14 protein-coding genes are annotated in these 16,588 nt (G+C 57.3%); 7 read left to right on the top strand and 7 right to left on the bottom strand.

Features of this window, described 5'->3' with window-relative positions; genetic code table 11:
• Positions 1-168 precede the first annotated feature (168 nt).
• Positions 169-573, bottom strand: a complete 405-nt coding sequence (locus tag P8S54_RS07410; protein WP_009096028.1) for a hypothetical protein — start codon at positions 571-573, stop codon at positions 169-171.
• A gap of 184 nt (positions 574-757) precedes the next feature.
• On the opposite strand from P8S54_RS07410, the gene P8S54_RS07405 reads away from it, so the two are divergent.
• Complete coding sequence (locus tag P8S54_RS07405; protein ID WP_281443878.1) at positions 758-1,675, top strand: alpha/beta hydrolase; 918 nt, start codon at positions 758-760, stop codon at positions 1,673-1,675.
• A 9-nt stretch (positions 1,676-1,684) separates the two neighbouring features.
• Here the strand turns inward: P8S54_RS07405 and P8S54_RS07400 are convergent, their stop codons facing one another.
• From P8S54_RS07400 to P8S54_RS07385, 4 genes are read right to left on the bottom strand one after another with little or no spacing between them, the layout of a single operon-like run.
• On the bottom strand, positions 1,685-2,404 hold the full coding sequence (locus P8S54_RS07400; RefSeq protein WP_281443877.1) for a response regulator: 720 nt from the start codon (positions 2,402-2,404) through the stop codon (positions 1,685-1,687).
• Positions 2,405-2,406: 2 nt separating this feature from the next.
• Entirely contained in the window at positions 2,407-3,846 is a 1,440-nt protein-coding gene (locus tag P8S54_RS07395; protein ID WP_281443876.1) for an ATP-binding protein, read from the bottom strand.
• The gene (locus P8S54_RS07390) at positions 3,846-6,944 is read right to left on the bottom strand and encodes an efflux RND transporter permease subunit (RefSeq protein WP_281443875.1); all 3,099 of its coding nucleotides are present in this window, start codon (positions 6,942-6,944) and stop codon (positions 3,846-3,848) included. The genes P8S54_RS07395 and P8S54_RS07390 overlap by 1 nt, the downstream gene beginning before the upstream one ends.
• Positions 6,941-8,176 (bottom strand): efflux RND transporter periplasmic adaptor subunit, encoded by a 1,236-nt coding sequence (locus P8S54_RS07385; RefSeq protein ID WP_281443874.1) that lies wholly within the window; start codon positions 8,174-8,176, stop codon positions 6,941-6,943. The genes P8S54_RS07390 and P8S54_RS07385 overlap by 4 nt, the downstream gene beginning before the upstream one ends.
• 208 nt (positions 8,177-8,384) lie before the next feature.
• On the opposite strand from P8S54_RS07385, the gene P8S54_RS07380 reads away from it, so the two are divergent.
• Positions 8,385-8,990: a TetR/AcrR family transcriptional regulator gene (locus P8S54_RS07380; RefSeq protein WP_009096041.1), complete on the top strand. Its 606-nt coding sequence runs from the start codon at positions 8,385-8,387 to the stop codon at positions 8,988-8,990.
• Positions 8,991-9,037: 47 nt separating this feature from the next.
• Positions 9,038-9,922, top strand: a complete 885-nt coding sequence (locus tag P8S54_RS07375; RefSeq protein WP_281443873.1) for an alpha/beta hydrolase — start codon at positions 9,038-9,040, stop codon at positions 9,920-9,922.
• Between the two features lie 26 nt (positions 9,923-9,948).
• On the opposite strand, the gene P8S54_RS07370 is transcribed toward P8S54_RS07375, so the two are convergent.
• Positions 9,949-10,803 carry an SDR family oxidoreductase gene (locus tag P8S54_RS07370; protein WP_281443872.1) on the bottom strand — a complete coding sequence of 285 codons (855 nt, stop codon included), beginning with the start codon at positions 10,801-10,803 and terminating at the stop codon, positions 9,949-9,951.
• A gap of 408 nt (positions 10,804-11,211) precedes the next feature.
• Here P8S54_RS07370 and P8S54_RS07365 point away from each other — a divergent pair, with 408 nt between their 5' ends.
• Positions 11,212-11,376: a hypothetical protein gene (locus tag P8S54_RS07365; RefSeq protein ID WP_281443871.1), complete on the top strand. Its 165-nt coding sequence runs from the start codon at positions 11,212-11,214 to the stop codon at positions 11,374-11,376.
• Positions 11,377-11,408: 32 nt separating this feature from the next.
• On the opposite strand, the gene xseA is transcribed toward P8S54_RS07365, so the two are convergent.
• Positions 11,409-12,752 (bottom strand): exodeoxyribonuclease VII large subunit, encoded by a 1,344-nt coding sequence (xseA, locus tag P8S54_RS07360; RefSeq protein ID WP_281443870.1) that lies wholly within the window; start codon positions 12,750-12,752, stop codon positions 11,409-11,411.
• Positions 12,753-13,000: 248 nt separating this feature from the next.
• Between xseA and P8S54_RS07355 the strand changes: the two genes are divergently transcribed.
• The 3 genes from P8S54_RS07355 (at position 13,001) to guaB (ending at position 16,535) form a co-directional block, all read left to right on the top strand.
• The gene (locus P8S54_RS07355) at positions 13,001-14,200 is read left to right on the top strand and encodes a Na/Pi cotransporter family protein (RefSeq protein ID WP_281443869.1); all 1,200 of its coding nucleotides are present in this window, start codon (positions 13,001-13,003) and stop codon (positions 14,198-14,200) included.
• A 24-nt stretch (positions 14,201-14,224) separates the two neighbouring features.
• Positions 14,225-14,911 carry a PhoU domain-containing protein gene (locus tag P8S54_RS07350; protein WP_281443868.1) on the top strand — a complete coding sequence of 229 codons (687 nt, stop codon included), beginning with the start codon at positions 14,225-14,227 and terminating at the stop codon, positions 14,909-14,911.
• Between the two features lie 154 nt (positions 14,912-15,065).
• The gene (guaB, locus tag P8S54_RS07345; RefSeq protein WP_281443867.1) at positions 15,066-16,535 is read left to right on the top strand and encodes an IMP dehydrogenase; all 1,470 of its coding nucleotides are present in this window, start codon (positions 15,066-15,068) and stop codon (positions 16,533-16,535) included.
• Positions 16,536-16,588: the final 53 nt, after the last annotated feature.

Below are 16,588 nucleotides of genomic sequence, written 5' to 3'. Positions count from 1 at the left end.
ACAAAGTGGGGGTGATATTTATTTTGAATGAACGTTCAAATAAAATACGCGGTTTAGTTGTCCAGTTCAAGTCAACGTCCTCTCAACACTTGGCATTTTTAGGCGTCTAGAAACAGAAATGCCCGGCAAAGCCGGGCATTTAATCGCAGTTAAAAAGTAAGTAAATGCTTACTCAGCGGCGTTTTCCGCTTCAGGTTTATCATGGTGGTAGCCACGCTTACCGTGCCCACGCTCGCTGCGGTACTCTTCGTGAACTTCACGCATTGCTTCGCGCACTGCCTGCTGCTCTTCTTCGCTAAGAATCTCCGCGACCCGCGCGTGGTGCTCCTCGTGGAGTGCTTTTAACGCTTCACGGTGTTCGGCATGGGCTTCGTTTAACGCTTCTTGCTGCTCTTCACTTAGCTCCGCGCGCTGAAACACTTCCTGGCGGCGCTCTTCCATGCGTTCTACCATCTGCTCGCGGTCATAGCCACGGCCTTCATGCCCTTCATGGTGGCCTGCCTGTGCAGTGAACGCTAACGGCGTTAAAGCGACGGCGAGTAGGGCGGGGGCAAATAGCTGGCGAAGTGTCATATAAAGTACCTCTTGGTAACGGGTTAGCGTTTTAAATTGCTAATCAGACAATCACAGTATGGTAGAGGCACGTGCAAACCGTTTGCATTAAGTGTGCAACAATCATGATCATTTAAGGCGCTAGGGGGTCATAGCGTTAGGGTGAGGGCCCGGTCAATCACGTGAGTTTAATAAGGAGGCATGAATGCCAGCTCTACGCACTGTACGTCACTACCTTAGCCTAAGCGCCCTCGCACTTTTCATTAGCGGCTGTGGGGCAACCCACCAAGGTACCACGGGGAACCCGGCCATTGAGCACGCCTCTCTCCAGCAGAAGACCGTTCCCTTTACCCGCTTACCGTCTCAGCGTTACACCCCAGCGGAGTGGCCCCAAGCATTAGAGGCCCGCGTACTGCTTCCTACAACTTCCGGGGCTGAACGGCGCCCCGCTGCGCTGGTGGTGCATGGTGGCGGTTGGCGTAATCGCGGCCCCGACGATATGGAGAGCATTGCCGAGCAGCTGGCCCAGCAGGGCTACGTGACGGTCAATGTTGAGCACCGTTTTGCCCCCGAGTACCGCTTTCCCGCCCAACTGCATGATTTACAGCTGGCAATGGCATGGATTCACGCCAATTCAGACGAGTGGAACATCGATACCCATCGCATCGTCGGCGTTGGCTTCTCATCCGGGGCGCACTTAGTGAGCCTGCTGGCCTTGGCGGGCGAAGAGGGGCCATTGGCCGAGCCTTATGGCGGTGAACATACTCGCCTAGCGGCGGTGCTAGCAGGCGGTTTGCCGAGCGATTTGCTCAAGTTTAATGATGGCCGGCTAGTGGTCGATTTCATCGGGGGGACCCGTGCGGAAAAAAACGCAGCCTATCGGCTAGCGTCTCCCGCCCGGCAGATAACCCCAGCGGCACCGCCGTTTTTCCTGTTCCACGGGAGTTGGGATCGGCTTGTCCCCGTTGACCACGCCACCGATTTCTATCAAGCGCTGCAGGATAACAACATCGAGAGCGAGCTGTATCTGCAGCGCTTTCGAGGCCACTTTGCCAGCTTCTTGCTGCGCGGCAGCGCTATCGATGCGGGCATCGCGTTTCTTAACCGGCAGGTGATGCACTAAGCAAGGCGTTTACCCTTCCGGTTGATACTTATAGCCGACGCCATAGACCGAGCGGATGATTTCCATCTCAGGGAGCGCTTCGTGGATTTTCTTGCGTAGCTTTTTAATATGGCTGTCCACGGTGCGCTCAGAAACGATGCGGTTGTCGCGGTACATGTGATCCATCAGCTGTTCACGGCTGAAAATCCGCCCCGGTGACTGCATCATTACCCGCAGCAATTGGAACTCTACCGCCGTCAGACCTAGGTCCTGGCCGTTGGCTAACGCCTGCCAGCCATCTTCATTCAGCGTAACCGGGGCTTGGCGTGCTGCCTCAGCGGGCTCAGTTACGTCAGTGGCCGCCTGGCTACGGCGTAGCACAGCTTTAACCCGGGCGACCACCTCGCGGGGGCTGAACGGTTTGCAAATATAGTCATCCGCACCCAGCTCTAACCCTAGCAGGCGGTCTACTTCCTCTACTTTTGCGGTGACCATGATGATCGGCAGCGTAGGCCACTGTTGGCGCACCTCCCGGCAGAGCGTTAACCCATCTTTACCCGGCAGCATAACGTCCAGCAGCACTAGGGCCGGTACCTGCTGGCGTAACCACGGCATGACCTCGTCGCCGTGACTAATGATTGTGGTGTCGAAGTTGTGGCTTGTTAAGTAGTCGGCCATTAGCCGGGCAATTTTGGGTTCATCTTCAACGATCAACAGTGAGGCGTCGTGAGACGCGTCTTGTAAAGACATAGTCAGCTCGCTAGGTAATGGGTAGACGTGAGAAGAGGGAAGCGCAGCGTCCATTTAAGGCCGCCAAGGGTCGAAGCGCTGGCCTCTAGGGTGCCGCCATGGGCACTCACCAGCGCACTGGCAATGGAAAGCCCCAAACCACTGCCGCCGCTGGCACGGTTCCGCGAGCCCTCAACGCGGTAAAGGCGCTCGGTTAATCTTGTAAGCTCACTCTCGGGCACGCCAGGGGCGCTGTCTTGCCATACGACCACCGCGTGTTTGTGCTCAATGCTGAGCGTTACCTGCAACTCGCCGGGTGGCTGGGTATAGGCGCAGCTGTTATCGAGTAGGTTGCTCCACAGCTGGCGCAGGCGCTGGGCATCACCGCGAATCATCACCTCGGGGCTTATTTGGGTTATCAGCGTTAAGCCGCTCTCTTCAAGCCAGCGGTCGGCATCGGATAAACGGCCGCTCAGGCACTCGCTCAGGTTCATGGGCGCGAGCTGAATATCCAGCGCTCCGGCATCGCTTTGGGAGAGCAGGCGCAGGTCAGTCACCAGCCGTTCAAGCTGGGCGACCTCCTGGGCTAACGAGGCGAGGTTTTCCTGGTTGAGGGGGCGAATGCCGTCTTGCATAGCCTCTATTTCACCACGTAACACTGCAAGCGGGGTGCGCAGTTCGTGAGCCGTATCGGAAACCCAGCGCGCCCGGGCGTCGCGGCTGGCCTCTAGGGTGGCCGCTAACACGTTGAAGTCCCGTGCTAGGCGAGAAAGTTCGTCACGGCCCCGTACCGCCAGGCGGGTATGGTAATCACCTTCGGTGAGGCGCAGGGTGGCGCCCGCTAAGGCGCGGGTGCGCCTGCCTAACCACCAGGAAAGCCCGCCCGCCAACAATAAAGATGCCAATACCAGCGAGACCACAATCACCACTAGGTTGCGCTGTTGGCGCTCCAGGAACCGGCTCTCCATGCGCTCCATCATATGTTGTGGCGGCCGAAACCCAAGGGCACCAATAGCCTGGTTGTCGCCGCTTTCCGTCATGTCACTGTAGAGCGTTAGCCATCGCCAGTCGCTGGAGCCTAAGCGACGCTCGCTGGGCGCGATGACATAGTTGCCGTCGGTATCGCGCAGGGCAAAATCCCGCGCCTCGCCCAGCGGGGAGGGGCGGTCGCGATGCTCCTGACCTAGCTCAAAGCGCACAATAAACGGCCAGCGCTCTGGGGATTGTTCTAGCCACTCCCAGCTGCCCTGGGTTTCCCAGCGGGTAATCAGCCCGTCGGCGAGCAGCGTTGCCCGCCGCTCTTGGGATTGGTTCAGGTAATCAATAAAACCACGGTCAATACTGTAGGAGACCGCCAGAAACATACTTGCTGCAATGGCGACATTAACGCTCAAAATCGCCACAAACAGCTTTAACCCGAGCCGAGAGGGTCGCCATTGGCGGAGCGAGTCGAGCCTTGCCATTAGCGAGCTCCTTCTGGGCTGGGTGGGTGCGGCTTACTCAGCCGTTCCCGAAGATTCTCAAGGCCGAGGTAAAGGCAGGGTACCAATACCAGCAGGATGACCGTCGCGAAAATCATTCCAAACCCTAACGAAATCGCCATGGGAATCATAAAGCGCGCCTGACGGGAAGTTTCCAATATCATGGGGGCAAGGCCTAAAAAGGTCGTCAATGTGGTCATCATAATCGGCCGTAAGCGTCTGGTGGCGGCAGCGACAATGGCCTGCCGTGGGGCCATGCCTTCGCGGCGCTTGCGGTTAGCGTAGTCGATTAACACCAGGGCATCGTTAATCACTACGCCCGAAAGGGCCAGCATGCCCAGTAGGCTGATAATCGAAAGTCCAAAGCCCATAATCATATGCCCTGCCACAGCCCCCACAATACCAAACGGAATCGCGGCCAGTACCAGCAGCGGCTGCAGGTAGCTTTTAAACGGAATAGCCAGTAGCGCATAGAGGGCAGCAAGCATTAACCACATGGCGGTGCGCAGGGTAGCGAGATTATCGGCGGTATCCTGCTGGCGCCCGCCCATACTGACCTCAAGCCCCGGCCAGGTATTGCTAAGGGTGGGAAAAACATCTTCCTGCAGGGTAGCGAGTACCTGGTTAATCGACTCATCGCCTTCAGTGTCGGCGGTCACGGTGATAATCCGCCGACCATCCACACGCTGAAGGCTGCTTGAAGCTTGGCTGAGGGTAATATCGGCAACCCGTGATAACGGCACGCTCAGCCCATCAGGGGTGCGTATCGGCAGGCGGTAGAGTTCGTTTAAGCTGTCACGGTCCTGTTCGGGCAGGCGCACTTCAACGCTCACCTCCCGCCGACCAATAAACTGCTCGACGGCGGTGGCCCCTTGAAGGGGCGCGCGTAGCGCCTGGGCAAGATCGCTACCGGTTAAGCCCAGCGCACGCCCTTCAGCGGAAAGGCGCATTTCAAGCTGCGGCTTGCCATCGCCTAAACCGCTGTCGATGTCGGTTAACCCGTACTCGCCCAGCAACTCTGCCAGCCGGGCGGCGGCGGCTTCCAGCACCAGGGTATCCGGGTGAGAGAGGCGCAGGCTCAGCGCCGCGCCGCTGCCTGGGCCGCCAAAGTCTGATTCAAAGCGCACTGACTGCGCGCCGACTAAATCGCCGGTTAGCTCACGCCACTCTCGGGCAATACGGGAAGGCGGCCACGCTTCCAGGCTGTCTCTGGCAATATCCAAACGAACGGAGAGGCTTTCACCGTCCAGACGGCTGCGGGAGCTGCTAAAGCTGAGCGTCTCTTCTTGCTCGCTTAGTTGCTCGGCGGCTTGCAGCAGTTGCTGGCTAAGCTCCCGGCTAACGCTGATATGGCTGCCAATAGGTAGGGTAACGCTGGCTTGCACCTGATCAGACTCTGCCCGCGGCATTAGCGAAAAGCCCAGTCGCCCACTCATTGCCCAGGCCAGCGCGATGGAGAGCACCGCCACGCCAATGGCGACAGTAAGCAGGCGTTGATTGAGCGCACGCTGCAAAAATGGCTCGAACTGTTGGTAAGTAAAGTGATGCAAGCCCCCCTGCATGCGTTGGCGAACGGCTTCAATGGGGCGTTGCCAGGCGGGCGTTTGGCGCGGTTTGCGGCTGTGGGCAAGGTGGGCGGGAAGAATAAACAGCGCTTCCACCCAGGAGATTAAGAACACGGTAATCACCACCACCGGTACCGTGGCGAAAATGAGCCCTAAAAAGCCGGGTAAAAACAGCAGCGGCAAAAATGCCACAATATTAGAAAGAATGGCAAAGGTGAGCGGGACGGCAATTTCCCCCGCGCCCTTCACCGCCGCATCGCGCAGCGAGTAGCCCTCCTCGCGGTAGCTGTAGATGTTCTCGCCCACCATAATGGCGTCATCTACCACAATGCCAAGTGCGATGATAAAGGCGAACATCGACATCATATTCAGCGACACACCGATCCACGGCAGGAACAGCATGGCGCCTAAAAACGCGGTGGGAATGCCCAGGGTTACCCAGAACGCCAGTCGTGCTTCCAAAAACAGCGCCATCAGAATCATGACTAGCGCAAGGCCCATCCAGGCGTTTTTCAGCAGCAGACTAAGGCGGTCTTCGTAAATGACCGAGCTATCCCGGGAAACATCCAGGCTGACACCCTCAGGCAGGTTGGCGCGCAGTTGCTCAAGTTCGCCGTAAATCGCGTTGGAAATGCTGGTGGGGGTTTGATTGCCAATTTGATAGACATCCACTGAAAGCCCCGGCAGGCCGTTGTAGAACTCCTCGCGGTCGGTTTCTGCAAAGCCCTCGCTTACCCTGGCGATATCACCCAGCACAACCTGGGCGCCTTGGGCAGTGGTTAGAATAGGCAGCTGGGCGAATTCAGTGGCGCTGTTACGCCGCCCTTGGTAACGGATTAGCCACTCACCTTCGGCGGTGGTGAGCTGGCCGCTGGCTAAGTCCAGCGCCTCTTCGGCGATGCGGCTGGCAAGCTGCTGGTGGTCCAGCCCGTAGCGCTCAATGGCTTCGTCGTTTAGGTGAACCTGGATTTCGCGATCACGGTTGCCGGAAAGCTCAACCCGGGAAATACCGCTGGTGGCCTGTAGTTCGGCGCGCACGTCTTCGGCGGCGTCGTGGAGCGCTGCCAGGCCCACCGAGCCGTAGACCTGAAGGCTAACCACGCTGCGCGAGCGGCCTGCTAAGGTAAAACGGGGTGGGTCGGCGGCGCTGGGCAGGGTAGTAATCGCATTCACCGCCTGCTGAATATCCTGATAAGCGCGCATTACTTCAACGCCATCAGTCAGCGTTGCTCTCAGCACAGCGCTTCCTTCGCTGGCGCTGGCGGTGAGTTCATCAATGCCTTCAACATTGGCAATGGCGGCTTCTACGGGCAGTAGAAGGCTCTGCTCCACGTCTTCCGGGGTGGCGCCGGGGTAGCTAATAGTGACTTGAACAATTTCAGTCTCAAACTCAGGGAATACCTCTTTTTTGATCGCAAGCGACGCGAAAAGGCCGCCGACGATAAACAGCACCATCAAAAGGTTAGGCGCCACACCGTGGTCGACCATCCAAGCCAGCGGGCCACGGCGGGTCATTGGGTGGCTCCCTCATCACGTGCAGGGGTGTCGCCTCGCTGGCGTAGCCGTACCTGCTGGCCTATACGGGGTTGGGCAAGGCCCGCCACCACCACCCGTTGGCCTGCTTCCAGGCCGCTGCGCACCAGCGCCTCTTCCTGGCCACGGTAGGCCAGGGTAACGGTGGTAGTGCGCAAGCGCTCGTCGTCATCTACCCACCACACCTGCTCGCCGGGGCGCAGCGCAGCAGAGGGTACGGCAATCAACGCTTCATTGGCCGTAGTGTGGTAAGTAATACGCATTACATCCCCCAGGCGCAGGGCGGGGGCGCTGTTTTCAAGTGCACTGTTTTCAAGGGTATCGTTTTCAAGGGCGAGGGGATCATCCACCGCGATCAGCAGCTGCGCTTGTAAGCCGTTCTCCTCCAAATTGGGCAGTATCGATAGCAAACGGCCTTCCCGCGAGGCCCCCTCTGGCCAGCCTTGGCTTGTTAATGTGACAACGTCGCCAGGCTTAAGCCACGCTAAAGTGTCCCCGGGTAGCGAGGCGCGCACCCAAAACTGCTCAACGCCCACTAAGCTAAGCACTTCCGTGCCTTGGCTTAACAGGCTGCCCGCGCCTACTAAGCGGTCTTGAACCATGGCCCGCCAGGGCGCTTTTAACGTAGCGCGCTCTAGATTTAATGCCGCCTGATCGCGTGCTACGCGTGCCTGGGTAAGCTGCGCTTGGGCTTGGCGCAGCTGGGGCTCACGCAGTACCAGCGCACGCCGTTCTGCGGAAAGCTGGCGACCAAAGGACTCATATTCGCTGCGGGCGCGCTGCTGCTCGGCCTGCTCTAAGGCGAGTAGGGCTTGGGCGTTGGCCAGCTGCGCTTGTGCATCTTCAAGCGCTAGCTGTAAGTCGGCTTGGTCGATATACACCAGCGGGGCATCCTGCTCTACCACTTGGCCTGGCAGTACGCCTTGCCCAAAGCGCTCAAGCTGGCCAGCAACGCGGCTGGCCAATAGGGTGGATTTTTCTGCCTCTACTCGGCCAAATCCGGTTAATCTCGGCGCTTGAAGACGCTTTTCTACAGTAATGACATCGACAACCGGCGCTGGCGTGGGCGGCGGCGGGCGCCGCTCAACGCGGGGAGGCTGGCTAAGAATCCACCACGCCAGCGCTAACCCACCGGCGAAAACCAGCAGCGCTGCCAGGGCGCCGAAACGAATGCGGCCTTGTTGATGTGGTGCGTAATAGCGAGAAGGGGTCATTAACGCGCGTTATCCGTTGGCTAGGGGCGAAAATTCCAGGTCATTAGGCGTATCATGCTAGCATCTACGATTCCTAAGCAGCGATTAGGTAAGTAATGTGCAAATTGCGTGCAACACGCTTGCCGAGTGCGACGTTACCTAATAGCGTCGTTAAAGAGAACGACTGCTCACTGCATTTGAAAATTATTAGACTACTGGTCTACGTAACATGATAAAAAACACCGCTACCCGCGATAAGTTAATAGAGACTGGCGCTGCACTCATTGCCCAACAAGGGTATAACGCGACAGGTATCAATGCCGTTCTAAAAACCTGCGGTGTGCCCAAGGGCTCGTTTTATCACTACTTCTCCAGCAAAGAAGATTTTGGCTTGGCGGTCATAGAGCGCTTTGCTAATGAGTACGATGAAAACTTGGCCGCGCTGCTTGAAGATTCGACCCTGCCGCCCCTAGAGCGCTTGCGCCGCTACTTTGCCACTGGCCGCGCGCACATGCGTGAATGCGACCATACAACCGGCTGTTTGATTGGCAACCTGGGTCAAGAGCTTTCCGGCCAGAGCGATACCTTCCGCGATGCGCTGAATCTTGTGTTCCAGCGCTGGGAGAAACGCCTTGTCACCTGCTTACGCGATGCCCAAGCCGAGGGCGTGGTGAATACCACTATCCCCCCAGAAGCCCTGGCGAGTTTTGTGCTTTCTGGCTGGGAGGGCGCGATTCTTCGCGCTAAAACGCTCAAATCTGTCGCGCCTATGGAGCATTTCGAAGCGATTTTGTTCGAGCAGGTATTAAAGGCGGATTCGCCCGTCAGCGCTTAAACATCTCTGGCGCAACCACGCCAGCGCATGCAGTGGGGGGTGAAGGTATGTTTAAAGGGTTTGAGAAGCGCACGCGCCACGTTAACGGCACTGAAATCGCCTTTCGCATAGGCGGTAGCGGCCCTGGGCTACTGCTGCTTCATGGCCATCCGCAAACCCACGTTATTTGGCATAAAGTGGCGGCTACCTTGGCCCAGCACTTTACCGTTATTGCGGCAGACCTACGCGGTTACGGCGATAGTGCTAAACCCGACGACGACCCTGAACACCTCAACTACGCCAAGCGCACTATGGCCAACGACATGGCCGCGTTAATGAGTGCGTTGGGGGTTGAGCGTTTTAACGTACTGGCCCATGACCGCGGGGCGAGGGTGGCCCACCGCCTGGGGGTAGATCACGCGGAGCGCGTTGAGCGCATGGTGCTGTTGGATATTGCCCCAACCCTTGCCATGTATCGCGGCACTAACGAGGCCTTTGCCCGCGCCTACTGGCACTGGTTTTTTCTAATCCGCCCCCAGCCACTGCCAGAAATGCTGATTAACAGCGACCCCGCCTGCTACCTTAAAAGCGTGATGGGCGCTCGCAGTGCGGGCATGGCGCCTTTCGCCTTAGAAGCGCTCGCGGAGTACGAGCGCTGCCTCTCGCTTCCCGGCGCCGCCACGGGTATTTGCGGCGATTACCGCGCCAGCGCCAGTATTGATTTGACCCACGACCAAGCGGACATCGACGCAGGCATTAAGCTTACCTGCCCTTTAAAAGTCATGTGGGGCAGAGATGGCGCGATAGAGGCGTGTTTCGATGCGCTTGCTGAATGGCGCAAAGTGGCTACGCAGGTTGAAGGCAAAGCACTTCCCTGTGGCCACTACATCGCCGAAGAAATACCCGATACCTTGCTGGATGAGGCGCTGCCGTTTCTACTGAAGCAGTGTTAAACAGCGCCTCATCAACCGGTAGTGTTTTAGGTGTTTAGAATAACGCCACCGTTTAAGTGCAGCGTTTGGCCACTCATGTAGGAGGACTCCTCGCAAGCGAGATACACATAAGCGGGGCCCATTTCGCTGGGCTGGCCTGGGCGCTTCATGGGCACTTGATTACCAAACGCGGCGACTTTCTCTTTATCAAAGCTTGCGGGAATTAGCGGTGTCCATACGGGGCCGGGCGCCACGGCGTTCACCCGAATACCACGATCCATCAGCGACATCGCCAGCGAACGCACCAGCCCTTGAATGGCCCCTTTGGTCGCGGTGTAATCAATCAAGGTATCGTTGCCTTTAAAAGCGTTGATGGAAGAGGTGGCGATAATGGTATCGCCCTCGTTTAAATGGGGTAGCGCCGCTTTGATTAAGTAAAAATGGCTGAACAGGTTGGTTTGAAAGGTGCGCAGTAGCTGGTCGTCGGGGATGTCGGTAATGCTGTCCCAATCGTACTGCTCAGCGGCGTTATTAACGACAATATTCAGCTTGCCAAACGCTTGAAGCGTTCGCTCTACTATCTCACGGCAGAAACTCGGCTCTGCCACATCACCTTTTAGTACTAGGCAGCGGCGGCCTTCCGCCTCCACAAGCTGTTTGGTTTCTGCGGCATCTTTATCCTCTTTTAAGTGCACAATCACGCTGTCGGCACCTTCCCTTGCATAGTGCACGGCTACTGCCCGGCCAATACCGCTGTCTCCACCGGTAATAATCGCAACTTTGTCCTGCAACTTTTCAACACCTCGGTAGCTATCGCGAATGTACTCCGGCTCGGGGTACATTGCGTGCTCATCCCCTGGCTGTTTAGTTTGGTGCTGGGGCGGCTGCTGCTGTTTGCTCATGTGCGGTCACTCCTTTGTTGGCACATTGGTTAAGCGGGCACCTGTACGTTTAGGTGACCAACTTCAACGTAGTCTAGGCGTTTGCTGAAGGGCAAATAGGAACTCATCCACCGCCTAGATCAAGGCATAGCCACACGTTATAAGCTTTATTTAAAACGCTGATAATTGTCGTTTTCTGCAGCGCTTTTAATAAAAGCCAATGATTTTTATTGTTTTTTAATTAGTTGGGTTGGGTGGCGACTGCCTGCGTTGCCGGGATGGCAAATGGCAAGAAAGAGAAGAGCGACTATAGTGAGCAGAGCTAATGGGGAATGACTGTTAGCGCTTAGGCTGTGGTTTGTAGTTGGACGCTTTTAACATGTCATCTACACCGCTACCTATGACTACCACCATGGAGTAGGAGGTAATATGAACACCGAATTTTCTGCCGCAAGTGCCCACCCAGACAAAGACGACCCGAAGAAAGACCAGCGTGATGACCATCACGATGATGCTAACCCCATGCCCGATACACATCACGTGAATCCAGGTTCTAAAGACGACGACTCATCTGATAAGAAAGATCGCAAATAGATGTGTGTTGGCTAGCCCCTGCATTCGCGGCGCTACTTTTTGTAGCGCCGTTTTACTTCCACGCTGAGTTTTCCTTCACCTAGCCGTAGCGAGAGCTTCTGGCCGGGGGCGGTGTCGTCTGCACGGCGAATAATGTGGCCTTTTTCGTCTTGGGCGATGGCGTAGCCGCGCCCCAGTACGGCGAGGGGGCTAACAGCGTTTAGCTCGCGGGCGGTGCTATTGAGCCTCACTTGCCGTGCTTCTAAGGCACGCTGCATCGCACTGGCCAAACGGCGTTGTAGGTTATTGAGGCGTTCCTGCTCAGCGTGGTATAGCCGTGCCATGTCCTGGCCGGCTAAACGCTTTTCCAGTTGGGTTACCTTGGCTTTTTGCTGGGTGAGCGTTTGCTGCATGGCGCGCTGCAAACGCTGGGTGAGGGTAGTTAAGTGCTGCCGCTGATGGTTGAGCTGCTCGCCGGGGTGGCGTAGGCGAGCACGCAGGGAGTCCAGGCGCTGGCTCTCCCGCTCTAGGCGTGCCTGCATAGCGCGGTGCAGGCGGCTTTCTGCCTGTTCCAGCTGGCGCTTCAGGGTGTTTTTATCCGGTACCAAGCGCTCGGCGGCGGCGGAAGGGGTTGGAGCGCGCATATCCGCCGCAAAATCCGCTAGGGTGACATCCACTTCGTGGCCCACCGCCGACATCACCGGCAAGCGGGAGTGAAAAATCGCCCGCGCCAAGTGCTCATTATTAAACGCCCACAGGTCTTCAAGGCTGCCGCCGCCACGGGTGATCAGCACCACATCTTGCTCGGGGTCTAAGCGTGGTTGGCGGTTTAATAGCCCCAAGGCAGAAATCATCGCAGGCGCCGCTTCAGCCCCCTGAACAGGCACGGGAATCAGCGTGACATCCACCAGCGGCCAGCGTGCTTCAAGCACGGCCAATACATCGCGAATGGCCGCGCCGCTGGCGGAGCTTAAAATCAAAATTTTGCGGGGCGGAAAGGGTAGGGGGCGGGTATTTGCGAACACACCTTCCCCTTCCAGCTGCGCTTTTAAGCGCTCATAGGCTGCCAGCAGCTCGCCTAGCCCCGCCGCCTGCACCGCTTCGGCAATTAATTGATAGTCGCCCCGTGGCTCAAATAACGACACCCGCCCACGCAGCTTTACCTGGTCGCCATCGCGCATGGGGGCGGCCACAAAGCGCGCCCGCTGGCGAAACAGCGCGCAACGAATCTGCGCACGATCGTCTTTTAACGTGAAGTAGATATGCCCTGAGGCGGGCCGGGATACGTTAGAAAGCTCGCCTTCGACCCATACCTCACCCATGTCTCGCTCTAGCGCCTTGCGCGCCTTGAGATTGAGTTCGCTGACTGAGAAGATGGCGCTGTTTGAGGCGGTCATGGAGGCAGGTGTCGTCCAACGCTTGCGGTGCGATAATCAGTTAGGGTGCAACCATTAGACAATACGCTAACCTGTCTCAGCAAACGTATTCGCCAGGGTGCTTAGGTTTGCAGCCGTGATGCGAATTTTCACTGCTTTGTTTTGTGTTCGTCATCAAAGTGTCACATAACCGTGGTACGTTGCTCGCCGACACAAAACTGTCATCAAAACGTCATACATAGATTGTCCACCAACACGGCAGACCACTTATGTCGAATCTCGGACCTTCCACCGATCGTCCTGCTCTTGCTCGCGAGGTGCCTCGTGAGGTGCCAGCCTGGTTGCGCGGTATTTATGCCGGCCTGTGTCTCTATGTGTTCTTGGCCGCACTTAACGTGCTGGGCGCCGGCCTGGGTACCTTTGGCAGCGACAGCGACCTTCTGACCCGCGCCTTCGCCTTTGGCGCGAACCCCTTTATTGCCTTGATGGCAGGGGTGTTGGTCACCATGATCGTGCAGAGCTCGTCGTTCACCTCGGCACTGATCGTCACCCTGGTGGCCAGCGGCGAGATGACCCTGGGCACGGCTGTTTTCGCCATCATGGGTGCCAATATTGGTACCGCCGTTACCGGTGTGATCGTGGCCCTGGCCAACGTGCGCATTAAGCGCAACTTCCGCCGCTCTTTTACCGCGGCGTTAATGCACGATTTATTTAATATTCTCACGGTTCTGCTGGTGTTCCCGGTGGAGTGGCTGACGGGGATGTTCCATGAGCGTGGCTACGGCATTTTTACTCGCCTAGCGGCTTGGCTAGCTGACCTGATTGGTTTGGAAGAAGTCGCGCGCCCCAGCAGCCCCATTAAAGTCATCACCGCCCCCATCGTCGATGCTGCCAACTGGCTGGGAGCTACCTTAATGCCCAGCGTAGCGGCCGCCGGGCTCTTTGTGGCGGGGCTAGGGTTACTGCTGATGTTCACGGCGCTGGTCTTTATGGTGCAGAACTTGCGTGGTGCTCTGCTGCGGCACATGGATGGCCTCTTCCGTACCTATTTCTTCCGTACCGATGCGCGTGCCTACGGTGTCGGGGTGGTGTCTACGGTGCTGGTGCAATCTAGCTCGATTACCAGCAGCCTGATGGTGCCCCTGGCGGGGGCAGGCGTCGTGCGCTTACGTCGGGTGCTACCCTTTATGATGGGCGCCAACCTGGGCACTACCGTTACCAGTGTGCTGGCGGCCACCGCCAATCCTATTGCCGCAGCGATGACGGTGGCGCTGTTTCACGTTATCTTCAACTTAACCGGTACCGCCATCTGGTGGCCGCTGCGGGTGATTCCGCTGCGTATTGCGACCTGGTATGGCCGCTTGGCCGGGAAACGCATCCGCTATGCGTTCCTGTTCTTGATCGGCGTATTCCTGGTGGTGCCATTGGTCGGCATTACACTGACCGAATTGTTCATGCGCCTGCGCTAAGCGCGGCCAACCGAGGGGTTTCCCATGTTTAAACAGCTTTATAGTGCGCTTACCTCGGAAACCAGCATTGACCAGGCCTACGCGGACCTGACCAAGATGCTGGAGCATGGTGCTTGGATGTTCGCACGTGCTAATGAGGTGCTTTACAGCACAGTGCCTGCCGAAGACGTGCGCCAACCGCTTTACCAGCGCGATGTGGCGGTCAACGAGCTTGAGCGCTCCATCCGCCGCAAGGTATTACGCCATCTAACCGTAAACCCCGGCCATGATGTGGCTATCTGCCTGGCGCTGATGAGCGTTGCAAAAGACGCCGAGCGCATTGGTGATTACTGTAAAAACGTCTTTGAAGTTGGCGCTTTCTACAGCGAAGGCTTTCATGTAGACCGCTACCAGAAGCCGCTAGATAAGGTTTCTGAGCGTTTATCAGGGTTGTTTAAAGAGTTGATTACCGCCACGCGGGACTCAAACGAAGCCCAGGCGCACCGTATTATTACGGCTGCCCGCGAAATAGGCGGGATTTGCGACGACCTTATCGAAGCGCTATTGCGTGAAGAAGAAACGGTCGAGTTTCATGAAGCCGTGGCGTACTCGCTGCTGGCTCGCCACTACAAGCGGGTCTCCTCGCATTTGGCGAACATTGCCACGGCGGTGACCGGGCGTTTGGAAGATCTGGACTTTCCCAGTGAAGCCGACGACCGCGCGCTAGACTAAGATTTTCCTAGGTTAAACAAACAAGCAGCAACCCTCAGCGGTGCTGCTTGTTTTGTATATGCCGCCATCGCATTGCTGGTATGGCCTTCCAAACGTTATAATGGGGGATTAACTTTCCACGCCCCACTTCCTCTTCCATCAGGGTGTTGCCGCTATGCTACGTATGGCCCAAGAAGCACTTACGTTCGATGACGTACTCCTCGTTCCCGGCTTCTCCGATATTCTGCCCAAGGATGTCAGCCTCAAAACCCGCCTGACCCGCAATATTTCTCTTAACATCCCGCTACTTTCCGCTGCAATGGACACCGTTACCGAAGCGCGTCTAGCGATTGCAATGGCACAAGAAGGCGGCATCGGCATCATCCACAAGAGCATGGCCATGAGCCAGCAAGCCGCTGAAGTGCGCAAGGTTAAAAAGTACGAAAGCGTGATTGTGAAAGACCCGGTCACCGTTAGCCCCAAGGCGAAGCTAGATGACCTGCTTGCCATGGCGCGCGAGAACGGCTTCTCTGGCTTCCCGGTGGTAGAAGGCGAAACCCTGGTAGGCATCGTGACCGAGCGCGACATGCGCTTCCAGCCTAATGTGGGTGACAGCGTGGCGGACATCATGACCCCCCGCGAGCGGCTGATTACCGTCAAAGAAGGCACCGACCTTGAAACCAGCAAAGCCAAAATGCGCGAACACCGCATCGAGAAAATGCTGATCGTCGATGACGAGTTTCACCTGCGTGGCCTAGTGACTTTCCAAGACATCGAAAAAGCCCGCACTTATCCCATGGCCGCTAAAGACAGCGACGGCCGCTTGTTAGTGGGTGCAGCCGTAGGCACCGGCCCGGAAACCCCGGATCGCGTGGCGGCCCTGGTCGAAGCCGGCGTGGATGTGATTATTGTGGATACCGCCCACGGCCACTCCAAAGGCGTCATTGATCGCGTTCGCTGGATTAAAGAGAACTTCCCGCAAATTCAGGTGATTGGTGGCAACATTGCTACCGGTGCTGCCGCCAAAGCGCTGGCCGAAGCGGGCGCAGACGCGGTTAAAGTGGGTATTGGCCCCGGTTCTATCTGCACCACGCGTATTGTGGCAGGCGTTGGTGTACCGCAAATCACCGCGGTGTCTAACGTTGCCGAAGCGCTGAAAGAGTTTGATATTCCGCTGATCGCCGATGGCGGTATTCGTTTCTCGGGTGATTTAGCCAAAGCCATCGCCGCTGGCGCAAGTGCGGTGATGGTGGGTGGCCTGCTGGCCGGTACCGAAGAAGCGCCGGGTGAAGTCGAACTTTACCAAGGCCGTACCTACAAAGCCTACCGTGGCATGGGTTCCATGGGCGCCATGTCCCAGAACCAGGGCAGCGCCGACCGCTACTTCCAAGATAAAGCCGAAGGTGCCGAGAAGCTGGTGCCGGAAGGCATTGAAGGCCGCGTGCCCTATAAAGGTATGATGGGCGCCATCGTTCACCAGCTGATGGGCGGGCTGCGCGCCTCCATGGGTTATACCGGCTGCCGTGATATTCAAGAAATGCGTACCAAGCCGGAGTTCGTACAAATTACCAGTGCTGGCTTTAACGAATCCCACGTTCACAACGTGCAGATCACTAAAGAAGCGCCCAACTACCGGGTGAGCTAACAGCGCAACGACCATGGAACCTCTGATTAACCGGATGTCATCGTTAATCGGAG

The organism is Halomonas sp. M1 (assembly GCF_029581375.1).
GTDB lineage: Bacteria > Pseudomonadota > Gammaproteobacteria > Pseudomonadales > Halomonadaceae > Vreelandella.
This window is presented reverse-complemented; position numbering and strand designations above follow the sequence as displayed.